We start from the raw sequence: 23077 nt of genomic DNA, 5'->3' as shown, positions 1-23077 counted from the left end.
GGCCCTTCGTTTTCGGCGAAAGAAAAATGGATGGCGCCCCGTGCGGGGATGGGCTACGGTTTCCCCGTTCCGTGCGGGCCGTGTTGGCCCGCGTTGCCGCGCGTTGAGGAAAGCAGGAGGTGAGGACATTGATGACGGTCTCGGTGGCGAGCGCCGCTCGCGTTCAGGAGTTCCTCATTTCCACCCCCGCGGTCTCCGGCTGACCCCTCTTCGGAGGCCGCCCTTCGAAGGGTTTCCTCCGTGTTCAGCACTTCCTCCGACTCCGCGTCTCCGTACTCCCTCGCCGCCTATGGCTGGGACGACGGCTGGGCGGAGGCGTTCGCCCCGTACGCCGCACAGGGCCTGGTGCCCGGCCGGGTGATCCGGGTGGACCGCGGCCAGTGCGATCTGGTCACGCCGAGCGGCCTGGCACGGGCCGACACCGAGCTGGTGACGCCGCGCGACCCGATGCGGATCGTGTGCACCGGCGACTGGGCCGCCGTGGACGCCGAGGGCGATCCGGCGTACGTCCGTACGCTGCTGCCGCGCCGTACCGCCCTCGTACGGTCCACCTCCTCCAAGCGCTCGGACGGCCAGGTGCTGGCGGCCAACGCCGACCACGCCGTCATCGCCGTCTCCCTCGCCGCCGAGCTCGACCTGGGGCGGGTGGAGCGGTTCACCGCGCTGGCCTGGGAGAGCGGCGCCCAGCCGCTGCTCGTCCTCACCAAGGCCGATCTGGTGCCCGACCCGGACACCCTGGCCCATCTGGTGTCCGACACCGAGACGGCGGCGCCCGGTGTGCGGGTGCTGCCGGTGAGTTCCGCGACGGGGGAGGGGCTGGACGAGCTGGGCGCCCTGCTCGCCCCCGGCACCTCCGTGCTGCTCGGCCAGTCCGGCGCGGGCAAGTCCACGCTGGCGAACGCGCTGGTGGGCGAGGCCGTCCAGGACGTACGGGCGATCCGCGACAGCGACGGCAAGGGGCGGCACACCACGACCACCCGCGATCTGCTGCCCCTGCCCTCGGGCGGGGTGCTGATCGACACCCCGGGGCTGCGCGGGGTGGGGCTGTGGGACGCCGAGGGCGGTGTCGCGCGGGCGTTCGCCGAGATCGAGGAGCTCGCCGAGCGGTGCCGCTTCCCCGACTGCGCCCACCGGGCCGAACCGGGGTGCGCGGTGCTCGCCGCGATCGACGACGGCTCGCTGCCGGAGCGGCGGCTGGAGAGCTACCGCAAGCTGCTCCGCGAGAACGAGCGGCTCGCGGCCCGTACGGACGCGCGGCTGCGCGCCGAGCTGCGCCGGGACTGGAAGCAGCGGCAGGCGCTCGGCCGCCACATGATGGAGCGCAAGCGGGGGCCGATGCGCGGGCGGTAGCGGTACGCGCCGGACGGGGCAACCCGATGGGGATACCCGTCAGGTCCGGGCCCCGTCCGGTCCGGAGGCCACCGTGCCTGTCGGGTCCGGCTCGGGGCCGAAACCGAGACCGGCCCCGGTCAGCTCACGCTCCGGGTCGTGGCCCCGGGCACGTCCTCCAGACCCCAGCTGTGCACCCAGCGCGGATGGATCCGGATGACCTCGTCGCTCAGCTGGGCGCCGAGGTCATGCGGCCCCGTGCGCCGCTCCGCCTCGCCGCGGATCTCCACTCCGCACACCATCCACGGCTGCTCGCTCACCAGGCTGTCGACGACCAGCGCCACCTTCGGATGCGTCCCGGTGTTGCGCCACTTCTTCGTCCTGCCCATGGCGTAGCCGCCGATGTCGACCGTGCCGTCCTCGTTGAGGAAGAACGCCACCGGGTTCGCCTGCGGCTGGCCCTGCGCGTCCACGGTGGCCAGCCGGCCGATCCGCTGCGATCTGAGATAGCCGATCTCGGGTTCGGTGAAAACAGTCATGCGATCACTGTCGCGCGGCCGCGCCCCTTACGCAGCGGCCGCGCCCCGTACGCAGGGGACGCGGGACCCGGGCCTCGCGATGCCGAGAGCGCTCGGCCGAAACGCCGATTGGGGTGGCTGTGCGCGGTAACTCGACGCCACGATGGCCCTGCGAGGCCCCTGGGGGCCCTGCGACGGTGATACGAGCGAGAGAGCGGGTTGCGATGAATCAGGCCACGGACGAGTACGACGTCATCGTGCTGGGCGCGGGCCCGGTCGGTGAGAATCTGGCCGACCGGACCCGCGCCGCCGGGCTCTCCACGGTGATCGTGGAGCGTGAGCTGGTCGGTGGTGAGTGTTCGTACTGGGCCTGCGTCCCCAGTAAGGCGCTGTTGCGCCCGGTGCTCGCGCGGGCCGAGGCACGCCAGGTGCCCGGGCTGCGGGAGGCGGTCGGGGGATCGCTGGCGGCGGCCGATGTCTTCGCCCACCGCGACAAGCAGGTCGGCAACTGGAAGGACGACGGTGCGCTCACCTGGCTGGAGTCGGCCGGGATCGACCTGGTGCGCGGCCATGGGCGGCTGGTCGGGCCGCGGCGGGTCGCGGTGACGCCGCCGGACGGATCCGGCGGCGAGGAGCGGACCCTCACCGCCCGCCACGCCGTGGCCGTCTGCACCGGCACCCGGGCCGCGCTGCCCGACATGCCCGGGATCGCCGAGGCCCGGCCCTGGACCAGCCGGGAGGCCACCAGCTCCTCCACGGTGCCGGACCGGCTGATCATCGTGGGTGGTGGTGTGGTGGCCGCCGAGATGGCCACGGCCTGGTGCGGCCTCGGCTCGCGCGTCACCGTGCTGGTGCGCGGCTCCGGGCTGCTGGCCCGGATCGAGCCGTTCGCGGGCGAGCTGGTCGCCGAGACGCTGAGGGAGGCCGGGGCCGAGATCCGCACCGGTACGTCGGTGAAGGGGCTCGCCCGGCCGGGCGGGGCGGAAGGACCGGTCACGGTGACCCTGGAGAGCGGGGAGCAGCTCGAGGCGGACGAGGTGCTCTTCGCCACCGGGCGCGCCCCGCACACCGCGGATCTGGGGCTGGAGACGGTGGGCCTCGAACCGGGCGGCTGGCTGACGGTCGACGAGACCTGCCGGGTGAAGGACGTCCCCGACGGCTGGCTGTACGCGGCGGGCGACATCAACCACCGGGCGCTCCTCACCCACCAGGGCAAGTACCAGGCGCGCATCGCGGGCGCGGCGATCGGGGCACGCGCGCGGGGCGTCGAGCGGCTGGACACGAGCCGCTGGGGCGCGTACGCGACGACCGCGGACGAGGCGGCCGTACCGCAGGTCGTCTTCACCGACCCGGAGGTCGCCGCGGTCGGGCTGACCGCGGAGCAGGCCGAGTCCGAGGGCCGCAGCATCCGCGTCGTCGACTACGACATGGGCCAGGTCGAGGGCGCGGTGCTGTTCGCCGACGGCTACCGCGGCCGCGCCCGCATGGTCGTCGACCTGGACCGGGGCCACCTGATCGGCGTCACCTTCGTGGGCCCAGGGGTCAGCGAACTGCTCCACTCGGCGACGGTGGCGGTAGCGGGCGAGGTCCCCATCGACCGTCTCTGGCACGCGGTGCCGTCGTTCCCCACGATCAGCGAGATCTGGCTGCGGCTGCTGGAGGCGTACAGGGGGTGAGAGCGCGGAGCCGCTCGGGCCCCGGCCGCCTGGCGGCCTTGGCCTCGGCCCTGGTCCCGGCCCTGGTCCCGGTCCCGGCTTGCAGCACAGCCCCGGCCCTGGCTCCCGACCCCGGCTCTCGGGCCCGGCCCTGGCTCTCGGGCCCGGCCCTGGCTCTCGGCGCCGGGCCTGACCTCCCGGCCCTCGGCTCGCGGGGTTTCACTCCCTGCCGCTCGGGTTTGCCTCCGGCCGCGTTCGCGCCTCGCGTCGGGCGCGAGCAGCGGCTCGTCTCCGGAGCTCCGCCCCGGACTCAGGGGCGGGCGGTATGCCAGGGCCGGGCTCCTGGGGCCCAACGGCTGAGCGCGCTCTGGTCGGCTTGAGCGGATCTTGGGCGGGCCTCGCGCCGGTCAGCGCGTGGTGTTCCCGTGGAGCCTCCCTGTGGACAATGTGGGGATGAGCCAGCAGGGCGACCGACGCCGTCATGAGGACGACTGGTGGGGCGAGTTGTACGACCCACGTCGTGCCGACGCGGGGCCCGCTGCGGCCTCCGACTCCGTGGACGAGCGGTTCGATTCGGCCTCCCGCACGCTCGCCGGCGACGAGGACGCCAGTGACCAGAGACCGGCCGCGGGCGCCCCCTGGGGCCCGCGGACGGGGGAGCCGGGCGGTGCCGCCCCGGGCTCCGACGCCGACGCCGGAGGTGGCCCGCAGGGGTGGCGATCTCCCGCCGACGAGGAGCCCGGTGCCACACTGCCCACCCAGGACCGCGCGGGGTCCGACGCCGCATCGCCCTCGGCGGGCGGCAACGCGGGACCGGGCGCCGTACCGCCCACCGAGGGCCGCGGGGGTTCCGGTGCCGGGCCGGGGCGCACGGGGTCGGGTGCCGCGTGGGGCGGCGCGGGAGCCGGTGCCGCACAGGGCGGCGCGGATCCGGGAGACGCACCCGGCCGCGCGGATCCGAGCGACGCACCGGGGCGTCCGGGCCCGGCGGGCGCGCCCGGACGGACCGGCTCGGGAAGTGCGCCCGGACCCACGGGCCCGGGGAGCGCGCCAGGGCCCGCAAGCCCGGCGGGTGCGCCCGGATCCGCGAGCTGGTGGAGCGCGCCTGGGCCCGCAAGCCCGGCGGGCGCGCCTGGACCCACGAGCCCGGGAAGTGGGCCCGGACGCAGCAGTCCGGGAAGCGGGCCCGGACGCAGTAGCCCGGCGGGTGCGCCCGGGCCCACCAGCTCGGCCGGCCCGCCCAGGCGCGCCGGGGTGCCGGGGTCGCCCGCGCCATCGTCGGGTCCGCGTGGTGCCGGGGTGCCGCCTCCGCCGGAGGCCGCGTTGCAGGCCGATCCGTCGCGGCCCTGGCGGGCCGCGGCCGCCTCGTACGTCGGGGACGAGCCGCCCACGTACGAGACCGAGCCGACCACGCTTCCCGTCACCGATCCGGAGGATCTCCGGGACGTGGTCCCCGACACCGTGATCGAGGGCGCCCGGTACGGCACGCTGACGCTGCGGGCCGCGTCGTCGCGCGGGGACTTGGCCCGCTATCGGGGCGAGCCGCGGCGCGATGCGCTGCTCGCGGTGCGGTTCGGGACCGGGGACAGCGCCCTTCTCCTCGTGGCCGTGGCGAGCGGGCGGCGGGCGGCCCCGGGGGCGCATCGGGTGGCGCGTGAGCTGTGCGAGTGGATCGCCGGGGCGGTCGGCCGCAATCAGGCCCGGCTGACGGAGGACATCCACACCGCCAACCGCGGCGCCCTCAGCTCCGGGCTGCACCGGCTCACCGACCGTGCCTACGGGCGGCTGCGCGCCGGCGCGACCGTACGCGGCCTCGCCCCCGCCGACCACACCGCGTCGGTGCGCTGCCTCCTGCTCCCGGCGCATCCGGCCTGCCGTACCCGGGTGTTCTTCGGCGTCGGCGACGGTGGGCTCTTCCGGCTGCGGGACGGTGTCTGGCAGGACCTGGAACCCGCCGGGGGCGAGCGGGACACCGTCGGCGGACCCGTCATCGGCTATGGGAGTGGTCGTCCGCCCGTCCAGCGACCGACCCAAGAGCCCCAGCGCCCTCAGCAGCCCCCCGAGCCCGAGTCCGAGCCCGAGTCCGAGTCAGAGCCCGAGTCAGAGCCCGAGTCAGAGCCCGTCCACGGGCCGTTCCGGTTCCGGGCCTCCGTCGCCCGGCCGGGCGACACCCTTCTGCTGTGCAGCGCGGGCCTCGCCGAGCCCCTGCGCGGTGAGGCCGCCCTCGCCGATCGCTTGGCCGAACGCTGGGACACGGCGGAGGCGCCGGGCCTCGCCGCGTTCCTCGCCGACACCCAGACCGGGGTGAAGGGCTACGCCGACGACCGTACGGCGGCCGCCGTCTGGGAGGCGTAAGCGCGCCGTCCATGGGTTGATGGACGAAAGGCACACGGTGGCGGACAAGCGCCACCGATCCCATCGACCCTGGACGACGCGAGAGGGATGAGGGCGCGCGATGGCCAAGCAGACCGTGGCGGAGCAATACGTGGACATCCTGGTGCGCGCCGGTGTGCGGCGGCTGTACGGCGTGGTCGGCGACAGCCTCAACCCCGTGGTGGACGCGGTCCGCCGCAACGCCGCGATCGACTGGATCCAGGTCCGGCACGAGGAGACCGCCGCCTTCGCCGCCGGTGCCGAGGCGCAGCTCACCGGCTCCCTCGCCGCCTGCGCGGGCTCCTGCGGCCCCGGGCACGTCCATCTGATCAACGGGCTCTACGACGCCCACCGCTCCATGGCCCCGGTCATCGCGCTCGCCTCGCACATCCCCAGCAGCGAGATCGGCACCAGCTACTTCCAGGAGACCCACCCCGAGCGGCTGTTCCAGGAGTGCAGCCACTACTGCGAGCTGATCTCCCACCCCCAGCAGATGCCCCGCGTCCTGCAGACCGCCGTCCAGCACGCGATCGGCCGCAGCGGGGTCAGCGTGGTGGCCCTCCCCGGGGACATCGCCGCCCGCCCGGCGCCCGAGCGCGCGGAGGAGCACGCCCTGGTGACGTCCCGGCCCACGGTGCGTCCGGGCGACGCGGAGATCGACCGGTTCGCCCGCATGGTCAACGAGGCGGAGCGGGTGACGCTCTTCTGCGGCCGGGGCTGCGCCGGGGCGCACGAGGAGGTGATGGCCTTCGCGGAGCTGCTGAAGGCGCCGGTGGGGCACGCCCTGCGCGGCAAGGAGTGGATCCAGTACGACAACCCGTACGACGTCGGCATGAGCGGTCTGCTCGGCTACGGCGCGGCGTACGAGGCCACCCACGAATGCGATCTGCTGATCCTGCTGGGCACCGACTTCCCGTACGGCGCCTTCCTGCCCGCCGATGTGCGGACCGTGCAGGTGGACGTCCGCGCCGAACACCTCGGCCGCCGCTCCAAGCTGGACCTCGCCGTCTGGGGCGACGTCCGGGAGACGCTGAGCTGTCTGACGCCGAAGGTGCGTCCCAAGACCGACCGCCGCTTCCTCGACCGCATGCTGAAGAAGCACGCCGACGCGCTGGAGGGCGTGGTCAAGGCGTACACCCGCAGGGTCGACAAGCACATCCCGATCCACCCGGAGTTCGTGGCCTCGGTGCTGGACGAGGAGGCCGCCGATGACGCGATCTTCACCGTGGACACCGGGATGTGCAATGTATGGGCCGCCCGCTATCTGTCCCCGAACGGCCGCCGCCGGATGATCGGCTCCTTCACCCACGGCTCGATGGCCAACGCGCTGCCGCAGGCGATCGGCGCCCAGTTCATGGACCGCCGCCGCCAGGTGATCTCGATGTCCGGCGACGGCGGGTTCACCATGCTGATGGGCGACTTCCTCACCCTCGTCCAGTACGACCTGCCGGTGAAGGTGATCCTGTTCAACAACTCCGCGCTGAGCATGGTCGAGCTGGAGATGCTGGTCTCGGGCCTGCCCTCGCACGGCACGGCCTACCACAACCCCGACTTCGCGCAGATCGCTCGCGCCGCCGGGGTGTACGGCGAGCGGGTGGAGAAGCCCAAGCGCCTGCGGTCCGCGCTGCGCGCCGCACTCCACCACAAGGGCCCCGCGCTCCTGGACATCGTCACGGACCCCAACGCGCTGTCCATCCCACCCAAGATCAAGGCGGAGATGGTGACCGGCTTCGCGCTCTCGGCCAGCAGGATGGTGCTGGACGGGGGCGTCGGCAAGATGCTCCAAATGGCCCGCTCGAACCTCCGCAACGTACCGCGCCCCTGACCGGCCTCCAGGCGCCTGGGCCCGCCGGGCTCAGTCTCCGGGCCCCGGGTGGCCGGGGGCGGTCAGCCGCCCCCGGCCACCTGGCCACATCCCTGCTCAGCCCCTCACCGCACCGGCCGCAGCCGCAACGTCAGGATCTGGTGCGGGCGCAGTGCCAGGGCCAGTCCGCCCGGGCCCGTGGCCGCCTCGTGCAGCGGGCGCTCCAGCAGGTCCGTCACCTCCGCCCCGAGCACCGGGAAGCCGGTGACCAGCGTGCCCGCCGCCCGGCCGCCCTGGGACTCGTACAGCCGCACCACCACATCGCCGCTGCGGTCCTCCGCGAGCTTGACCGACTCGATCGTGATCGCGGGGTTGTCCACGGACACCAGCGGCGCCCGCTCGGCCGGTCCTGCGGGGAGGGTGCGCAGCGGCAGGTTGAGGGCGAGTCCCTCGGCGACCGCCTCGGCGACGCCCGCGCCCGGCAGCAGGGCGTAGCGGAAGCGGTGGACGCCCAGGTCGGTCTCCGGGTCGGGGCTGTGCGGGGCGCGCAGCAGGGTGAGCCGCACGGTGGTGCCCAGCACCTCGCCCTCGCCCGTGCCCCCGCCTGTGCTCCCGTCCGTGCCCGCGTCCGTGCCCGCGCCCCCGTCATGCGCCGTACGGGTCACATCGTGGCCGTACGTGGAGTCGTTGAGCACCGCCGTCCCGTACCCGGGCTCGGCCACCCGCAGCCAGCGGTGGGCGCAGATCTCGAACCGGGCCGCGTCCCAACTGGTGTTGGTGTGGGTGGCGCGGTCCACATGGCCGAACTGGATCTCCGCGGTGGACACCTTGGCGTGGATGTCCAGCGGGAACGCCGCCTTGAGGACCTTCTCCGACTCCTGCCAGTCCACCTCCGTGGCGATGTCGAGGCGGCGGTTGCCCGCGGCCAGCGTCAGCTCCTGGGTGATGCGGGAGGCGCCGAAGGACCGTATGACCCGGACCGTGGCGCGCAGCGGACCGGACTCGATCAGCTCCACGGACTCGGCGTCGGTCAGATCGGTGTGGCTGCGGCGGTAGTGCCGGTCGATGTCCCAGGCGTCCCAGTGGTTGGGGTGGTCGGGGTGGAGCTGGAGGAGGTTGCCGCGGGCGCCGGGGGCCAGCACCTCGCGGCTCGCGTCCAGGTCCAGCACCGAGGTGAGCAGCCCCTCGGCGTCGATGGTCACCCGCAGCCGGTCGTTGTCCAGGACGATGGACTGGCCGTCGCTCAGGGCGGTCACCGGCGGCGCCCCATGGGGTGCGCCGCCGGCGGCGGCGGGCGCCTGCGGGGCGGTCCCCAGGGGTGCCGCGCCCAGCCCGGCGACCCGTACCGCGACCGCCGTACGGCCCTCGCCCAGCGGCTGGACCGGGGCCCCGGACGGCAGGGCGGCCGCCGTCCGCGCGTCCAGGACGGCGATCTCCTCGCGCTCGTACGGCGAGGCGTTGAGCACCGCGGGCCCGCCGCCGCCCAGCGCGGCCACCGCCCCCGCGATGATCTCCTCCAGCTCGGCGAACACCATCTCGTAGGTGTCCCGCGCCTCGCGGTGCACCCAGGCGATGGACGAGCCCGGCAGGATGTCGTGGAACTGGTGCAGCAGCACCGTCTTCCAGATCCGGTCCAGCTCGTCGTACGGATAGGCGTAGCCGGGCGTGTGCAGCGCGGCGGCCGTGGCCCACAGCTCGGCCTCCCGCAGCAGATGCTCGCCGCGCCGGTTGCCCTGCTTGGTCTTGGCCTGGGTGGTGTACGTGGCCCGGTGCAGCTCCAGATACAGCTCGCCCGACCACACCGGCGCCTTGGCCCCGTACTCCCGCTCGGCCTCGGTGAAGAACACCGAAGGTGGCTGGATCTCGACGGTCGGCGAGCCCTCCAGGGAGGCGAGCCGCCGCGCCTTCTCCAGCATCTCGCGGGTGGGGCCGCCACCGCCGTCGCCGTAGCCGAAGGGCACCAGCGAGCGCGTGGCCAGCCCCTTGTCGGCGAAGTTCCGCTCGGCGTGGGCGAGTTCGGAGGCACTGAACTGTGCGTTGTAGGTGTCCACCGGCGGGAAGTGGGTGAAGACCCGGGTGCCGTCGATGCCCTCCCACCAGAAGGTGTGGTGCGGCATCTTGTTGGACTGGTTCCACGACAGCTTCTGGGTGAGGAACCACTTCACCCCCGCCAGCTTGGCGAGCTGCGGGAAGGCGGCCGTGTAGCCGAAGGAGTCCGGCAGCCAGATCTCCTCGGTGTCCACCCCCAGCTCCTCCAGGAAGAACCGCTTGCCGTGCACGATCTGCCGGGCCAGCGCCTCACCGCCGGGCATATTGGCGTCCGACTCGACCCACATCGAGCCCACCGGCGCCCAGTTGCCGTCCGCCACCGCCTTCTTGATCCGCTCCCAGATATGCGGCTGGTGCTCCTTGACCCAGGCGTACTGCTGCGCCTGCGAGCAGGCGAAGACCAGCTCCGGGTACTCGCCCGCGAGCGCGGTGACGTTGGCGAAGGTGCGGGACGCCTTGCGCACCGTCTCGCGCAGCGGCCACAGCCACGCCGAGTCGATGTGGGCGTGTCCGGCCGCCGAGACCCGGTGCGCGCTGGAGTGCGCGGGACGGCCGAGCGCGTCGGTCAGCTCGGCGCGGGCGGCGGCCGCGGTGCCGGGGACGTCGTGGAGGTCGAGCGCGTCCAGCGCGTTCTCCAGGGCGCGCAGGATCTCGTGGCGGCGCGGCCGGTCCTCCGGCAGCTCGTGCATCAGCTCCGAGAGCACCTCGATGTCCAGGACCAGATGCCAGACGGTCTCGTCGAGGACGGCCAGCTCGGCCGAGGCGAAACGGTACAGCGGCTCGTCCCCGGCGGTCAGCACGTCACCCAGCCGGGTCGGGACGAAGCCGTCGCGCAGCACGGACGGGTTGGCGGCGGCCTCCAGCAGCAGCCGTACGGGCTCGCCACCGGCCGCCGGGGCGGCTACGGGGATGTGGCGGTTGCGCGGATGGATGCCCTTGATCGGCACCCCCTCCGCGTCGTACACCAGCCCCTCGGCCTGGAACCCCGGGGCGTCGTCGGTGAAGCCCGGGTCGATGACGGCCTCCACCCGCCGGCCCGCCCAGCCCTCGGGCACCGCACCCTCCAGCCGGAACCACCAGGTCGACCACGGGCTGCCCCAGTCCGTGCCGGTGGCGAACGGCTCGTAGCTGCCCGCCAGCGCCTCCGCGACCGGCACCGGCTCACCGGGGGTGCGCCACGCGGAGAGGGCGAGCGGCACCCGGGCCGTGTACTGGGCGGGCCTGATGAACTGGCGCAGCGCGCGGTCCAGGCGCCCCTCCACCAGTGGTCGGTCGTCGTGCATCACGGCTCCTCGGCTCGAGCTCGGGGGATCACTCAGCGGATCACTCCCAACATTTCCCTCGGTGTGTGGGGGCCCACACGCGGGCATGCATTTCCGTGAGCGTGTTCGACGACATTCGACGCTGGCCGCCGTCAGGGGGCGGCCGGGGCGGGGGAGGATGAAGCGTCAGCCTGTACGGCCGGGCCGGGGGCATGGGCACGGTCGGCCGGATGCGAGGCCGAAGGCCGCGGAGGCCGTTCCGGAGGTTGTTCCGGTGGAGCGTGGCCCGGTCCTGACCAAGCGATTGGCGCACGACGATCTCGCGGCGGTGGCGCGGGTACGCGCGGAGCTGCGCGAGATGCTGCGGCACTGGGGAGGGCCCGGCCGGGCCGATCTCGCCGAGCTGCTCACCAGCGAGCTGGTGACCAACGCGCTGGTGCACACCGACCGTGGCGCGCAGGTCACGGCCTCGCTGGGGGACGGGCCGGGCGCGCGCGTCACCGGTCGATTACGGGTGGAGGTGCGGGATTTCGTGTCCCGGCACCCGACGCTGCGCGACCGGCCCGCCGAGGACAGCACGTCCGGGCGTGGACTGCTGCTGGTGCATACGCTCGCGGACGCCTGGGGCGTGCGGGCGCACGGGGTGGGCAAGGTCCTGTGGTTCGAACTCGAAGCCGAGGGCGTTCCGTAGCCGCGTCCTTCCGCGGCCGCGTCCTATCGGATGCGTGGCGCGGACGTTGTGGCGCGTCGGTGCCTGACGCGGTTGGGCGTGGGCGCCTTGCGCGATTGCGCGTGGGCGCCTTGCGCGGTACGGATCCGCCGGGCGGCGGGCGGGGACCCGTGTCCCCGCCCTGGCCACCGCCTCAGCCCCGCTCAGCCGAAGGCGCGCTCGATCTGCGCCAGCTTCTCCTCGAGGGAGTCCAGCCGCGGGATGGTGAGGGTGTCGTCCTCGGCCGTGAGGTCGATGGTGTGGGGACGGTCGGCCTCGGCGTCCTTGTCCTTCTCACCGAAGCCGAAGCTGAAATCCCGGTCGCGGTCCTTGTTCCGGTCGCGGTCCAGGTCATGGCCCAGGTCGCCGGTCGCGGACTCGGCGCCGCCCGCGGACCGCAGGGCGGGCCGGGCGGAGGCGGCGGCCAGCTGGGCCTGCTCCGGGGCCCCGGCGGTCTCCAGCACCTTCTCGCCTATGGCAGGCTCCGAACTGAGCTGCGCTGGCGGCGGGGTGGCGGCGGTGACCTCCACCTGACGGCCACCGCGGCGGCCCCACATCCGGTGCTGCCGGTTGATCGCCCGGATCCGGGCCCGGTCCAGCTTCTCCTGGTCGCGGCGGCGGGCGCGGTTCTGCTCCTTCTCGCGCCGGTCCTCGCGGACCTCCTCGACCGCCTCGTCCAGCGTCCGCACGCCCTCGAGCAGCATCAGCGACCAGGCGGCGAAGGTCTCGCGCGGAGCGCGCAGCCAGCGCACGACGCGGATCTGCGGCAGCGGCCGCGGCACCAGGCCCTGCTCGCGCAGCGCGGCCCGGCGGGTCTGCTTCAGGGCCCGGTCGAAGAGGACCGCCGCCGAGAGCGACATGCCCGCGAAGAACTGCGGGGCGCCCGCGTGGCCCATGCCGCGCGGCGCGTGCACCCAGTTGAACCAGGCCGCGGCGCCCGCGAACAGCCACACCAGCATGCGCGAGCCGAGCGCGGCGTCACCGTGGCTGGCCTCCCGCACCGCCAGCACCGAGCAGAACATCGCCGCGCCGTCGAGCCCGAACGGCACCAGGTACTCCCAGCCGCCTGTCAGCGCCAGGTTCTCCCGCCCGAAGCCCACCAGGCCCTGGAAGGAGAGCGCGGCGGCCACCCCGGCGCAGCAGAACAGCAGAACATAGGCGGCCATCCCGTAGATGGCCTCCTTACGGCGCCGACGCTCTTCGCTGCGCTCCCAGGAGTCGGTGATGACGCTCTCGTCCTTCTTCCGTCGGCCGCGCGCGAGGACAACCGCCGCCCCCACGACGCCGGCGAGCGCCACGACGACTGGCAGGACCAGCGATATGTCGGTCAGTCTCATCCGGTGCCCCTTGATTGGCTTCATGAAGTTCTGGCCGCAGTGCGGCCTACCGCGCGCGACATCCTGGCGGAATCCTGCCGGGCCTCGAGCGGTTTTGGGACAAGAGGCCGCCAAGTAGGCGGGGGGACACGCGGATAGGTGCGATGCGATCCGAACACTCGCGCTGTGCAAGCGGCTTGATTCTATTCACGGAACCCGATCGCGGGTAATCCGACCGACCGGCTGGGCGGTCGGCCTACGGTCCGTGTACGAGGCGCAACGTTACCGCGACCTTAAATGATGTTTACGGGCTTTGCCCGGGGGCGCCCTCCGCATATCGTTTCGATGGGATGTCAGGAGGACCGGAGTGGAGCAGTCCGAAGCACAGGTGGCGATCGAGCCGCTGCCCTCCTGCGGCGCGCCCGCGGCACGCAGGTCCCCGCGCCGGCACTCGGTGCGCGGCCAGATCCTGGACGCCCTGCGGGACGCGCTGGCCGGCGGTGAGCTGACCCCGGGCGAGGTGTACTCCGCGCCGGTGCTCGCCGACCGCTTCGGCGTCTCTCCCACCCCCGTACGGGAGGCCATGCAGCAGCTCGCGGGCGAGGGCGCCGTCGAGGTGGTGCCCAACCGGGGCTTCCGGGTCGCCCGCCGCAGCGAGCGCGAACTGGCCGAGCTCGCGGAGGTGCGGGCGCTGCTGGAGGTCCCGGTGATGCTCGGCCTGGCGGAGGCGATCGCGCCCGAGCGCTGGGCCGGGCTGCGACCCTTCGCCGAGGCGACGGCGGCGGCCGCCGTAAGGGGCGACCGGGCCGCCTACCTGGAGTCGGACCGCACCTTCCACCAGACGGTGCTCGGCTTGGCCGGAAACCAGCAGCTCGTGATCGTCGCCGACGATCTGCACCGCCGCGCCCAGTGGCCCCTGGCCTGCGGCCGTGTCACCCGCACCGCCGACCTCGTCGCCGACGCGGAGGAGCACATGGCCCTCCTCGACGCCCTGGCCGCGCGTGACCTCGACACGGTCGAATCCCTCACCAGGGCCCACTTCGCTCCTACGGTCTGAGGGCTGGGGGCTGGGGGCTGGGGGGCCGGTAGGGGGCATCCGACGGGTTTTGGCGCCTGCGGCGGGCTGTTCCCCTCCCCGCCCCTTCCCGAAACTGGGGCTCCGCCCCAGACCCCGCTCCTCAAGCGCCGGAGGGGCTGGATGGTGGGGCTTCGCCTCAGGCTCCGCTCCTCAAACTCCCCCAGCTACCGCTGGGAGGTGCCCCCTGGAGGGGCTGGAAGGCGGGCTCCGCCCCAGACCCCGGGGTCTGGGGCGGAGCCCCAGCCACGCGGCGGAGCCGCATAGCGATACGTCCCACACTCCCGGCCGGGTTCGCCCCGGGGCATGCTGTGCTGCTCCCGGGGCGAACCAGGGCCGGTCAGTCGGCGGTCTCCTCGGGGGACAGTTGTTCCGCGAGCCAGACGGGGACGCCGCCCAGGAGGCGGACCAATCGGGCGGCCTCGGTGCGGAGGCGGGTGGCCTCGTCGGGGTCGGGCTCGACGTCGGCCAGGGCGGCCAGGGCCGGGGCGATGCCGACCAGGTAGCCCAGCTCCTCGCGGATCCGCAGCGATTCCGCGAAGCCGTGCCGCGCGTCGGGCAGATCGCCGTCCGCCTCCGCCATGGCGGCCAGATGGCGCCAGGTGAACGAGCGCAGCAGGGTGTCGCCGTGGGCCGCCGCGCCCGCGTGGGCGCGCTGGAAGGCGGCCAGGGCGCCGGTCGGGTTGTGGGCGAGGTGCTGGGAGATCAGCCCGCGCCGGAAGTCCAGCAGCGGCCGGATCGGGGAGCCCGGTGAGAGCAGCGCGGCGGCGCGGCCGAGCGCGGTCCGCGCCTCGTCGGCCCGGTCCCGCACCCCGAGCAGCGTGGACGCGTACGCCAGATAGCCCCGCTCGCACGCGGTCGCGCCGCGCTCGGAGTCGGTGAGCGCGAGCGCCTCCGCCGCCCGCAGGGCGTCCTCGGCCGCGTCCCAGCCGGTCGAGGTGTACATGCACCGTTCGGTCAGGACGACGCTGCGCTTGAGCGCGGCCGAGGCGTCGTCCGCCGCCCGTGGGGTGAGCAGCTCGGCGGCGTCCTTCCAGCAGCCGCGCGAGCGCAGCCGCCATACCGCCGTGTCGAGTGGGTCGTCCACAAGCGGGTCGAGCCCGCGCCCCGTTCGTACCTCGGAATGGGAACCTGACGATCCAGGTGGTGACATGGCGGTGTCCGCCACATTGCCCTCCCCAAGCGCGCCATCGAGCCGGAAGCCGTGGGCGAATCTCAGCATGAATGCGCGCGCCCGGCCAAGGGGTTGGTGTGAATGAATTCACAAACCCCTGGCAAGGGTGATGTCGCGGTGGGGCACGGAGGTGCGCTCCGGGCGCTTCAGCAGGCGCTTCCGCAGACGCCGCCGCAGGCGCTGCCGCGGTCGCTTCCGCAGGCGCTGCCGCGGTCGCTTCCGCGGCGCGTCAGCTCATGCGCAGCGCGAGGAAGAAGTCCAGCTTGTCCTCCAGGCGCGACAGCTCGCGCCCGGTCAGCTGCTCGATCCGGCCGATCCGGTAGCGCAGCGTGTTGACGTGCAGGTGGAGCCGGGCGGCGCAGCGCGTCCAGGAGCCGTCGCAGTCCAGGAACGCCTCCAGCGTCGGGATCAGCTCGGCCCGGTGGCGCCGGTCGTACTCCCGCAGCGGATCCAGCAGCCGGGCGGTGAAGGCGCGCCGCACATCGTCCGGGACGAAGGGGAGCAGCAGTACGTGCGAGGCCAGCTCCTGATGCCCGGCCGCGCACACCCGCCCGGGGCGCGCGGCGGCCACGCGCCGGGCGTGCCGGGCCTCCTCCAGGGCGCCGCGCAGCCCGTCGGCCGAGTGCACGGCGGCGCTGACGCCGAGCGTCAGCCGCCCGTCGCCGTCCAGACCCCGGGAGAGCGGCTCCCGAACGGCGGCGAGCAGCGCGTCGGCCTGGAGCCCCCCCGTCTCCGGGTGGTCCGTGGCGCCGTCCGACGGGCCGTCGGGGAGCGCCGGAAGCGGTACGAGCGCCACCGCCTCGTCACCGGTGTGCGCCACGGCGATCCGGTCCGAGGGCTCCGGCCCGGTCGCGTACGGGTCGACCAGGATCTCCTCCAGCAGCGACTGGGCCACCCGGCCGCCGGGGATGCCACCGGGGACGCCCCGGCTGTCCGGCGAAGAGCCCTCCCGCGCGCCCCGGTCCCGCGCGCTCGCGTCCCATGTGGCGCCGTCGCGCGCGGCGCCCTCCCGCGCCCCGCCGTCCGCGCCACCCCACGCCCCGCCGTCCGGGCCCTTCCGCGCGCCGCCCTCCCGCGCCCCGCGGTCCCCGCCGCCTCGCGCCCCGCCGTCCCCGCCGCCTCGCGCCCCGCCGTATGCGCTCTTCCCCATGCCGCCCAGGTGCGTCCCGCCGTCCCCGCCGCGCTCCTGCTCCGCCGTGACGCCCCACTCCACCCGGGCCACCACCACCTGCCAGTGCGGCGCCGTGCCGAGACCCGGCAGCAGCACCGGGGCGGCCACCCGCAGCCGGGCCGCGACCTCGGCGGGCGGCGCGCCCGACTGGACCAGCTCCAGCACCTCCTGGGCGAGCCTGCGCCGCACCGTGCGGGAGGCGTCCCGCCGGTCGCGCTCGACCGCGATGAGCTGGGTGACCCCGTAGAGCAGATCCAGCCGCTCCTCCGGCCATTCGTCGGCGTCCGCGCCGACCGCCAGCACCCAGTCGGACAGTACGGTCTCGCGCACGTCGTCGCCGGGGTCGCCGCTGCGGATGGGGAAGAGGGAGTACGTCATGCCGTCCGCGGCGGTCAGCCGGTGCGGGCCGCGCCGCCCGTCGCGCCGGGCGGCCAGTTGCTCGCCCGCCAACTGGGCGCGGACCGCCGCGGGCGGCTCCGGGGCCGCCCCGGCGGCGGTCGGGCCCGCGATCCGGCGGCCGGTGGCGGAGAGCACCCACGCGGTCAGGTCCAGGTCGGAGCGGAGCAGGTCCAGGACGACCTCGGGGCCGCCGCCCGCGGGCCCGGACGTCATCAGCCGGCGGTGCCGGTCCACGACCGCCGCCAGATCCCCGGCCCGCTCACCGGAGACCTGACGCACCACATGCTCGGTGATCGTGGCGAACGCGACGTCCTCGACCACGGAGAACAGCGGCAGCCGATGGCGGCCACAGGCCAGCACCAGATCCTCGGGCACGGCGCCCAGCTCCGCCTCGCCCGCCGCGAGACCCGCCACCCCGGCCGCCGCGAGGATGCGGACGAACCGCTCGGAGTCCTCCGGCTCACGCCGCCAGGCGAGCCCGGTCAGCACCAGCTCGCCACCCGAGAGATAGCGGCTGGGGTCGCGCAGATCGGTGGTCATCACGCCGCGCACGGTGCGGTCCAGCTCGCCCTCGCCGCCGAGCAGCCGCAGCCCCAGGGTGTCGTTCTCCAGCAGTGCGCGCAGCCGCATGTGATGCCAGCCGATCTTGTTCCGTGTTGCCGGTCGAATACCGCGAGGTTTCCGGTCCCCGCCGTTCGTTCGAATCTACAAGACCCGCCCCCTGGCCAGCCAATTGCTTCATGTCTTTGGTGACTGCACCATGTGGCCCACACCTCGGTCTACTGGCGTTGAGCCGTGTGCAGAGTTCTTGGAGGACACCCCCGCGCGTGGGGAGCCACGCGTGGGGAGCCGCGTAGGGGCAGCCACGTGCGGAGAGCCCCCGACCCACGACGCCGACGCCGACGATTCGAGAAGAGAGACCCATGGACTTCCTGCGCCCCGCCGGCTGGGAGGAGGCGCTCGCCGCGAAGGCCGAGCACCCCACCGCCGTGCCCATCGCGGGCGGCACCGATGTGATGGTCGAGATCAACTTCGATCACCGGCGGCCCGAGTATCTGCTCGATCTGACCCGCGTCGCCGAACTGGCCGACTGGGAGGCCACCGACCGTACGGTCCGGCTGGGCGCGGGCGTCCCGTACATCCGGATCATCGAGGAGCTCAGGACCGAGCTGCCGGGGCTGGCGCTCGCCGCGCACACCGTCGGCTCACCGCAGATCCGCAACCGCGGCACCGTCGGCGGCAACCTCGGCGCCGCCTCGCCCGCCGGCGACGCGCATCCCGCGCTGCTGGCGGCCGGGGCAGAGGTGGAGGTGGCGTCGGTGCGCGGTACCCGGCTGATCCCGGTCGAGGAGTTCTTCACCGGGGTCAAGCGCCATGCCCTGGAGCCCGATGAGCTGATCCGTGCGGTGCACATCCGACGGGCGGACGGTCCGCAGCAGTTCTCCAAGGTCGGCACGCGGAACGCCATGGTGATCGCGGTCTGCGCCTTCGCCGTCGCGCTCCATCCGCGCACCCGCACCGTGCGCACCGGCATCGGATCGGCCGCGCCCACGCCCGTACGGGCGCGTGAGGCCGAGGAGTTCCTCGGCGCGGCGCTGGACGAGGGCGGCTTCTGGGACAGCGGCGCGCCCCTCGACCCGTCGGTCGCCCGGCGCTTCGCCGAGCTGTGTGCCGGGGCCTGCCGCCCGATCGACGACGTACGCGGCACCGCCGCCTACCGCCGCCACGCGGTGGGGGTCATGGCGCGCCGCACGCTCGGCTGGACCTGGGAGGCGTATCGCCAGGGAGAGGGGAGGACCGCACAATGCGCGTGAACATGACGGTCAACGGGCGGACGTACGAGACCGATGACGTCTGGGAGGGCGAGTCCCTGCTGTACGTGCTGCGCGAGCGGCTGGGGCTTCCCGGTTCGAAGAACGCCTGTGAGCAGGGCGAATGCGGCTCCTGCACGGTCCGTCTCGACGGGGTGCCGGTGTGCGCCTGCCTGGTGGCGGCGGGGCAGGCCGAGGGGCGCGAGGTGGTCACCGTCGAGGGACTCGCGGACCACGCCCGGCAGCGGTCCGGGCTTGCCGCTGAGGCGGGTCGGACGGACGAGTCCGAAGCGGCCCGACCGGGCGAGCCCGGCGCGGGCCGCCCCGGTGCGCCCGAGGCTGTCCGTCCTGGTGAGTCCGGTACGGGCCGCCCCGGAGAGCCAGAGACAGCCCCTCCCCGGCAGCCCGAGCCATCCCGCCCCGGGCAGGTCGCCCCGCTGGCCCCGATCCAGCAGGCGTTCATCGACGCGGGCGCCGTCCAGTGCGGCTTCTGCACCCCCGGGCTGCTGGTGGCCGCCGATGAGCTGCTGGAGCGCGATCCCGACCCCTCCGACGCCGACATCCGCGAGGCGCTCTCCGGCAACCTCTGCCGCTGCACCGGCTACGAGAAGATCCTCGACGCGGTCCGGCTCGCGGCCGCCCGCACCGGGGAGGCGGTCTGACCATGGCAGCCGACCGCACCGCCAGTGCCCCCACCACCCTCACCCAGGCCACCGGCGCCACCCGGGGGACCGTCGGTGAGTCCACCCTGCGCCCGGACGGCACCCTCAAGGTGACCGGCGAGTTCGCGTACTCCTCGGATCTGTGGCACGAGGACATGCTGTGGGGCTTCACCCTCCGCAGCCCCCACGCCCACGCCGCGATCCGGTCCATCGACACCGCCGGGGCGCTCGCCCTGCCCGGGGTGTACGCCGTCATGACGCATGAGGACCTGCCCGCCGGGACCCACTACGGCCTGGAGATCCGCGACCAGCCCGTGCTCGCCAAGGACCGGGTCCGCTACCACGGGGAGCCCGTCGCGATCGTCGCCGCCGACCACCCCGAGACCGCCCGCCGCGCCGCCGCCCGGATCGCGGTGGAGTACGAGGAGCTGCCGCTGGTCGTGGACGAGGCCACCGCCACCGCGCCGGACGCCCCGCTGCTCCACCCCGGCCGCCAGGACCACCACGCGTCCCACGTCCCGCACCCGAACATCGTGCACCGCCAGCCCATCCGGCGCGGCGATGTCGCCGCCGCCCGGGCCCGCGCCGATGTGGTGGTCCGCCGTACTTACGAGGTGGGCATGCAGGACCAGGCGTTCCTCGGCCCGGAGTCGGGGCTCGCGGTGCCCGCCGAGGACGGCGGGGTGGACCTCTACATCGCCACCCAGTGGCTGCACGTCGACCGCGAACAGCTCGCCCCGGTGCTCGGGCTGCCCGCCGACAAGGTGCGGCTGACGCTGTCCGGCGTCGGCGGGGCGTTCGGCGCGCGCGAGGACCTGTCCATGCAGGCCCACGCCTGTCTGCTGGCACTGCGCACCGGAAAGCCTGTCAAGATCGTCTACAACCGGTACGAGTCCTTCTTCGGCCATGTCCACCGCCACCCCGCCAAGCTCACCTACGAACACGGCGCGACCCGCGACGGCAGGCTGCTCTACGTCCAGTGCCGCATCGTGCTGGACGGCGGCGCCTACGCCTCCTCCTCCCCGGCGGTGGTCGGCAACGCCGCCTCCCTCTCCATCGGCCCCTACGTCGTCGACAACGTGGACGTCGAGGCCATCGCCCTCTACTCCAACAACCCGCCCTGCGGCGCGATGCGCGGTTTCGGCGCCGTCCAGGCGTGCTTCGCCTACGAGGCGCAGATGGACGCGGTGGCGGCCGAACTCGGCCTGGACCCGGTGGAGTTCCGGCAGCGCAACGCCATGTCGCAGGGCGCCACCATGCCCACCGGGCAAGTGGTCGACTCCCCGGCCCCGGTCGCCGAGCTGCTGCGCCGCGTCAAGGCGCTGCCGATGCCGCCGGAGCGCGCCTGGGAGGCGGCGGGCGGCCCGGTGGACGTACGGGCCCTGCCGGGCGGGCTGTCCAACACCACCCACGGCGAGGCCGTGGTGCGCGGGGTGGGCTATGCGGTCGGCATCAAGAACGTCGGCTTCTCCGAGGGCTTCGACGACTACTCCACCGCCCGGATCCGGCTGGAAGTGATCGGCGGCGAGCCGGTCGCCCTGGTGCACACCGCGATGGCCGAGGTCGGCCAGGGCGGTGTCACCGTGCACGCCCAGATCGCCCGCACCGAGCTGGGCGTCGACCGGGTCACCCTCCACCCGGCCGACACCCGGGTCGGCTCGGCGGGCTCCACCTCCGCCTCCCGCCAGACGTATATGACGGGCGGCGCCGTCAAGCACACCTGCGAGGCGGTCCGGGCGGAGGTGCTGCGGCGCGGCCGCGAGCGATTCGGCGCCGCCCACCCCGCGTGGGCGGAGGCCGAACGGCTGCGGCTGGAGGGCGGCAAGGTGGTCACCGACGGCGGCGAGGTGATCGGCGACCTCGCCGGGATCCTCGGCGACGAGGCGATCGACCTGGAGCGGGAGTTCCGGCACCGGCCGACCGAGCCGTTCGATCCGCGCACCGGACAGGGCTTCGGCCATGTGCAGTACTCCTTCTGCGCCCATCGCGCGGTCGTCGAGGTCGACACCGAGCTGGGCCTGGTCAAGGTGGTCGAGCTGGCGGCCGCGCAGGACGTGGGCAAGGCGGTCAATCCGCTGTCGGTGGTCGGGCAGATCCACGGCGGTTCGACGCAGGGGCTCGGGCTCGCCGTGATGGAGGAGATCGTCGTCTCGCAGGACGGGGCGCGGGTGCGCAACCCGTCGTTCACGGACTATCTGATCCCCACCATCCTGGACACCCCGGCCATGCCGGTGGAGGTGCTGGAGCTGGCCGACGACAACGCCCCGTACGGGCTGCGCGGCGTCGGCGAGGCGCCCACGCTCTCCTCCACCCCGGCCGTCGTCGCCGCCATCCGCGCCGCCACGGGGCTCCCCCTGAAGCGCGTGCCCGTCCGCCCGGAACATCTGACCGGCACCTGAGGGCAGATTTTTCGGGCCCGGGGCGTTGACGCGGTTGTACGTGGCTGCCCAAGGAGCTGATCAACATGCTGGACATCGCCGCCGAGCTGCACCGCTGGTGCGAGGAGGGCCGGGACTTCGCCGTCGCCACGGTGGTCGCCGTGGGCGGCAGCGCACCCCGCCAGCCCGGCGCCGCGCTCGCCGTGGACGCCGAGGGCACGGCGGTCGGCAGTGTGTCCGGCGGCTGTGTCGAGGGCGCGGTGTACGAGCTGTGCCAGGAGGCGCTGCGCACCGGCGAGAGCGTGCGGGAGACCTTCGGCTACTCCGACGAGGACGCCTTCGCGGTCGGTCTGACCTGCGGCGGGGTCATCGACGTCCTGGTCAGCCCGGTTCGGGCGGCCGACCGCGAGCTGCGTCCGGTGTTCGCCGCCGCCGCGTCCGCCGCCGACGGCGGCCGGACGACCGCGCTGGCCCGGATCGTGGACGGCCCGCCCGAGCTGCTGGGCCGCGCCCTGCTCGTCCGCCCGGACGGCGGCTGGGACGGCACCCTGGGCGGCCACCCCGAGCTTGACCGTACGGCCGCCGCGGAGGCACGCGCCCTGCTGGACGCCGGACGCACCGCGACCGTGGAGATCGGCGCCGAGGGGAGCCGCTGCGGGCGGCCCGTCACGCTGCTCGCCGAGTCCAGCGTGCCGCCGCCGCGGATGATCGTCTTCGGGGCGGTGGACTTCGCGAGCGCGCTGGTGCGGATCGGGAAGTTCCTGAACTACCACGTCACGGTCTGCGACGCCCGTCCGGTCTTCGCGACCGAGCCGCGCTTCCCGGACGCCGACGAGGTGGTCGTCGACTGGCCGCACCGCTATCTCGACCGGACCGAGGTGGACGGCCGCACCGTGCTGTGCGTGCTCACCCACGACCCGAAGTTCGACGTCCCGCTGCTGGAGCGGGCGCTGCGGCTGCCCGTGGCGTACGTCGGCGCGATGGGCTCCGCCCGCACCCATCGGGACCGGCTGCGGCGGCTGCGCGAGGCGGGTGTGGGCGAGCCGGAGCTGGCCCGGCTGCGCTCCCCGATCGGGCTGGACCTCGGCGCCCGTACGCCCGAGGAGACCGCGCTGTCCATCGCGGGCGAGATCGTCGCGAACCGGCGGGGCGGCAGCGGAACGCCGCTGACGGGTGCCGGCACCCCGATCCACCACGACACCCGGGCGCCCGCGGACCCGATCGGCTCGGTCGCCTGAAACGCCGTCGCCGACATCCAAGCACCTGAAATCGCATCAGATCACAGAAGGATCGTCTGACATAAGGCCACTCCTGAGCGGGAAAAACCCTCCGCCATCTGGCGGAGGGTTCATTTGCCGGGGGCCGGTTCCTGAGTGAGAGTCAGAAACCGAC

Annotated in this window: 15 protein-coding genes; 10 read left to right on the top strand and 5 right to left on the bottom strand. The window is 74.1% G+C overall.

Annotated elements, in window-relative coordinates:
- Window positions 1-240 precede the first annotated feature (240 nt).
- Entirely contained in the window at window positions 241-1350 is a 1110-nt protein-coding gene (rsgA, locus tag ACZ6TD_RS13595; protein ID WP_471353887.1) for a ribosome small subunit-dependent GTPase A, read from the top strand.
- 119 nt (window positions 1351-1469) lie between these two features.
- Here rsgA and ACZ6TD_RS13590 read toward each other — a convergent pair whose 3' ends face one another.
- Window positions 1470-1868 (bottom strand): PPOX class F420-dependent oxidoreductase, encoded by a 399-nt coding sequence (locus ACZ6TD_RS13590; RefSeq protein WP_471353885.1) that lies wholly within the window; start codon window positions 1866-1868, stop codon window positions 1470-1472.
- Window positions 1869-2071: 203 nt separating this feature from the next.
- Between ACZ6TD_RS13590 and ACZ6TD_RS13585 the strand changes: the two genes are divergently transcribed.
- The 3 genes from ACZ6TD_RS13585 (at window position 2072) to ACZ6TD_RS13575 (ending at window position 7700) form a co-directional block, all read left to right on the top strand.
- A complete protein-coding gene (locus tag ACZ6TD_RS13585; protein WP_471353883.1) occupies window positions 2072-3523 on the top strand; it encodes a dihydrolipoyl dehydrogenase family protein in 1452 nt (483 codons plus the stop codon).
- A gap of 1278 nt (window positions 3524-4801) precedes the next feature.
- A complete protein-coding gene (locus tag ACZ6TD_RS13580; protein ID WP_471353882.1) occupies window positions 4802-5857 on the top strand; it encodes a protein phosphatase 2C domain-containing protein in 1056 nt (351 codons plus the stop codon).
- A gap of 100 nt (window positions 5858-5957) precedes the next feature.
- Complete coding sequence (locus ACZ6TD_RS13575; RefSeq protein ID WP_471353880.1) at window positions 5958-7700, top strand: pyruvate dehydrogenase; 1743 nt, start codon at window positions 5958-5960, stop codon at window positions 7698-7700.
- 104 nt (window positions 7701-7804) lie between these two features.
- Here ACZ6TD_RS13575 and ACZ6TD_RS13570 read toward each other — a convergent pair whose 3' ends face one another.
- The gene (locus ACZ6TD_RS13570) at window positions 7805-11011 is read right to left on the bottom strand and encodes an alpha-mannosidase (protein ID WP_471353879.1); all 3207 of its coding nucleotides are present in this window, start codon (window positions 11009-11011) and stop codon (window positions 7805-7807) included.
- Window positions 11012-11264: 253 nt separating this feature from the next.
- Between ACZ6TD_RS13570 and ACZ6TD_RS13565 the strand changes: the two genes are divergently transcribed.
- Entirely contained in the window at window positions 11265-11681 is a 417-nt protein-coding gene (locus ACZ6TD_RS13565; RefSeq protein ID WP_210951464.1) for an ATP-binding protein, read from the top strand.
- A 182-nt stretch (window positions 11682-11863) separates the two neighbouring features.
- On the opposite strand, the gene ACZ6TD_RS13560 is transcribed toward ACZ6TD_RS13565, so the two are convergent.
- The gene (locus ACZ6TD_RS13560; RefSeq protein WP_471353876.1) at window positions 11864-13036 is read right to left on the bottom strand and encodes a DUF2637 domain-containing protein; all 1173 of its coding nucleotides are present in this window, start codon (window positions 13034-13036) and stop codon (window positions 11864-11866) included.
- A 346-nt stretch (window positions 13037-13382) separates the two neighbouring features.
- Here ACZ6TD_RS13560 and ACZ6TD_RS13555 point away from each other — a divergent pair, with 346 nt between their 5' ends.
- Window positions 13383-14072: a GntR family transcriptional regulator gene (locus ACZ6TD_RS13555; protein WP_471353874.1), complete on the top strand. Its 690-nt coding sequence runs from the start codon at window positions 13383-13385 to the stop codon at window positions 14070-14072.
- 358 nt (window positions 14073-14430) lie between these two features.
- Here the strand turns inward: ACZ6TD_RS13555 and ACZ6TD_RS13550 are convergent, their stop codons facing one another.
- Entirely contained in the window at window positions 14431-15312 is an 882-nt protein-coding gene (locus tag ACZ6TD_RS13550; RefSeq protein ID WP_471353871.1) for a hypothetical protein, read from the bottom strand.
- 181 nt (window positions 15313-15493) lie between these two features.
- Window positions 15494-17464, bottom strand: a complete 1971-nt coding sequence (locus ACZ6TD_RS13545) for a PucR family transcriptional regulator ligand-binding domain-containing protein (protein ID WP_471353870.1) — start codon at window positions 17462-17464, stop codon at window positions 15494-15496.
- 293 nt (window positions 17465-17757) lie between these two features.
- On the opposite strand from ACZ6TD_RS13545, the gene ACZ6TD_RS13540 reads away from it, so the two are divergent.
- The 4 genes from ACZ6TD_RS13540 to ACZ6TD_RS13525 all read left to right on the top strand — a co-directional run bounded on the left by ACZ6TD_RS13540 (window position 17758) and on the right by ACZ6TD_RS13525 (window position 22923).
- Entirely contained in the window at window positions 17758-18648 is an 891-nt protein-coding gene (locus ACZ6TD_RS13540) for an FAD binding domain-containing protein (RefSeq protein WP_471353868.1), read from the top strand.
- The gene (locus ACZ6TD_RS13535) at window positions 18639-19307 is read left to right on the top strand and encodes a (2Fe-2S)-binding protein (RefSeq protein ID WP_471353866.1); all 669 of its coding nucleotides are present in this window, start codon (window positions 18639-18641) and stop codon (window positions 19305-19307) included. Before ACZ6TD_RS13540 ends, ACZ6TD_RS13535 begins: the two co-directional genes overlap by 10 nt.
- Window positions 19308-19309: 2 nt before the next feature.
- On the top strand, window positions 19310-21706 hold the full coding sequence (gene pucD / locus ACZ6TD_RS13530; RefSeq protein ID WP_471353863.1) for a xanthine dehydrogenase subunit D: 2397 nt from the start codon (window positions 19310-19312) through the stop codon (window positions 21704-21706).
- 65 nt (window positions 21707-21771) lie between these two features.
- Entirely contained in the window at window positions 21772-22923 is a 1152-nt protein-coding gene (locus ACZ6TD_RS13525; protein WP_471353860.1) for an XdhC family protein, read from the top strand.
- Window positions 22924-23077 lie beyond the last annotated feature (154 nt).

The organism is Streptomyces yongxingensis (assembly GCF_055597465.1).
Note: the sequence above shows the minus strand (reverse complement) of the source record. Positions and strands in the feature narration are given on the sequence as shown.

What these genes read in the sequence shown, in the direction of transcription:
- ACZ6TD_RS13590 (WP_471353885.1), bottom strand. Translation starts at nt 1,868, where the DNA reads ATGACTGTTTTCACCGAACCCGAGATCGGCTATCTCAGATCGCAGCGG.
- ACZ6TD_RS13585 (WP_471353883.1), top strand. Translation starts at nt 2,072, where the DNA reads ATGAATCAGGCCACGGACGAGTACGACGTCATCGTGCTGGGCGCGGGC.
- ACZ6TD_RS13575 (WP_471353880.1), top strand. Translation starts at nt 5,958, where the DNA reads ATGGCCAAGCAGACCGTGGCGGAGCAATACGTGGACATCCTGGTGCGC.
- ACZ6TD_RS13570 (WP_471353879.1), bottom strand. Translation starts at nt 11,011, where the DNA reads ATGCACGACGACCGACCACTGGTGGAGGGGCGCCTGGACCGCGCGCTG.
- ACZ6TD_RS13560 (WP_471353876.1), bottom strand. Translation starts at nt 13,036, where the DNA reads ATGAGACTGACCGACATATCGCTGGTCCTGCCAGTCGTCGTGGCGCTC.
- ACZ6TD_RS13550 (WP_471353871.1), bottom strand. Translation starts at nt 15,312, where the DNA reads ATGCTGAGATTCGCCCACGGCTTCCGGCTCGATGGCGCGCTTGGGGAG.
- ACZ6TD_RS13545 (WP_471353870.1), bottom strand. Translation starts at nt 17,464, where the DNA reads ATGCGGCTGCGCGCACTGCTGGAGAACGACACCCTGGGGCTGCGGCTG.
- ACZ6TD_RS13540 (WP_471353868.1), top strand. Translation starts at nt 17,758, where the DNA reads ATGGACTTCCTGCGCCCCGCCGGCTGGGAGGAGGCGCTCGCCGCGAAG.
- ACZ6TD_RS13535 (WP_471353866.1), top strand. Translation starts at nt 18,639, where the DNA reads ATGCGCGTGAACATGACGGTCAACGGGCGGACGTACGAGACCGATGAC.
- pucD (WP_471353863.1), top strand. Translation starts at nt 19,310, where the DNA reads ATGGCAGCCGACCGCACCGCCAGTGCCCCCACCACCCTCACCCAGGCC.
- ACZ6TD_RS13525 (WP_471353860.1), top strand. Translation starts at nt 21,772, where the DNA reads ATGCTGGACATCGCCGCCGAGCTGCACCGCTGGTGCGAGGAGGGCCGG.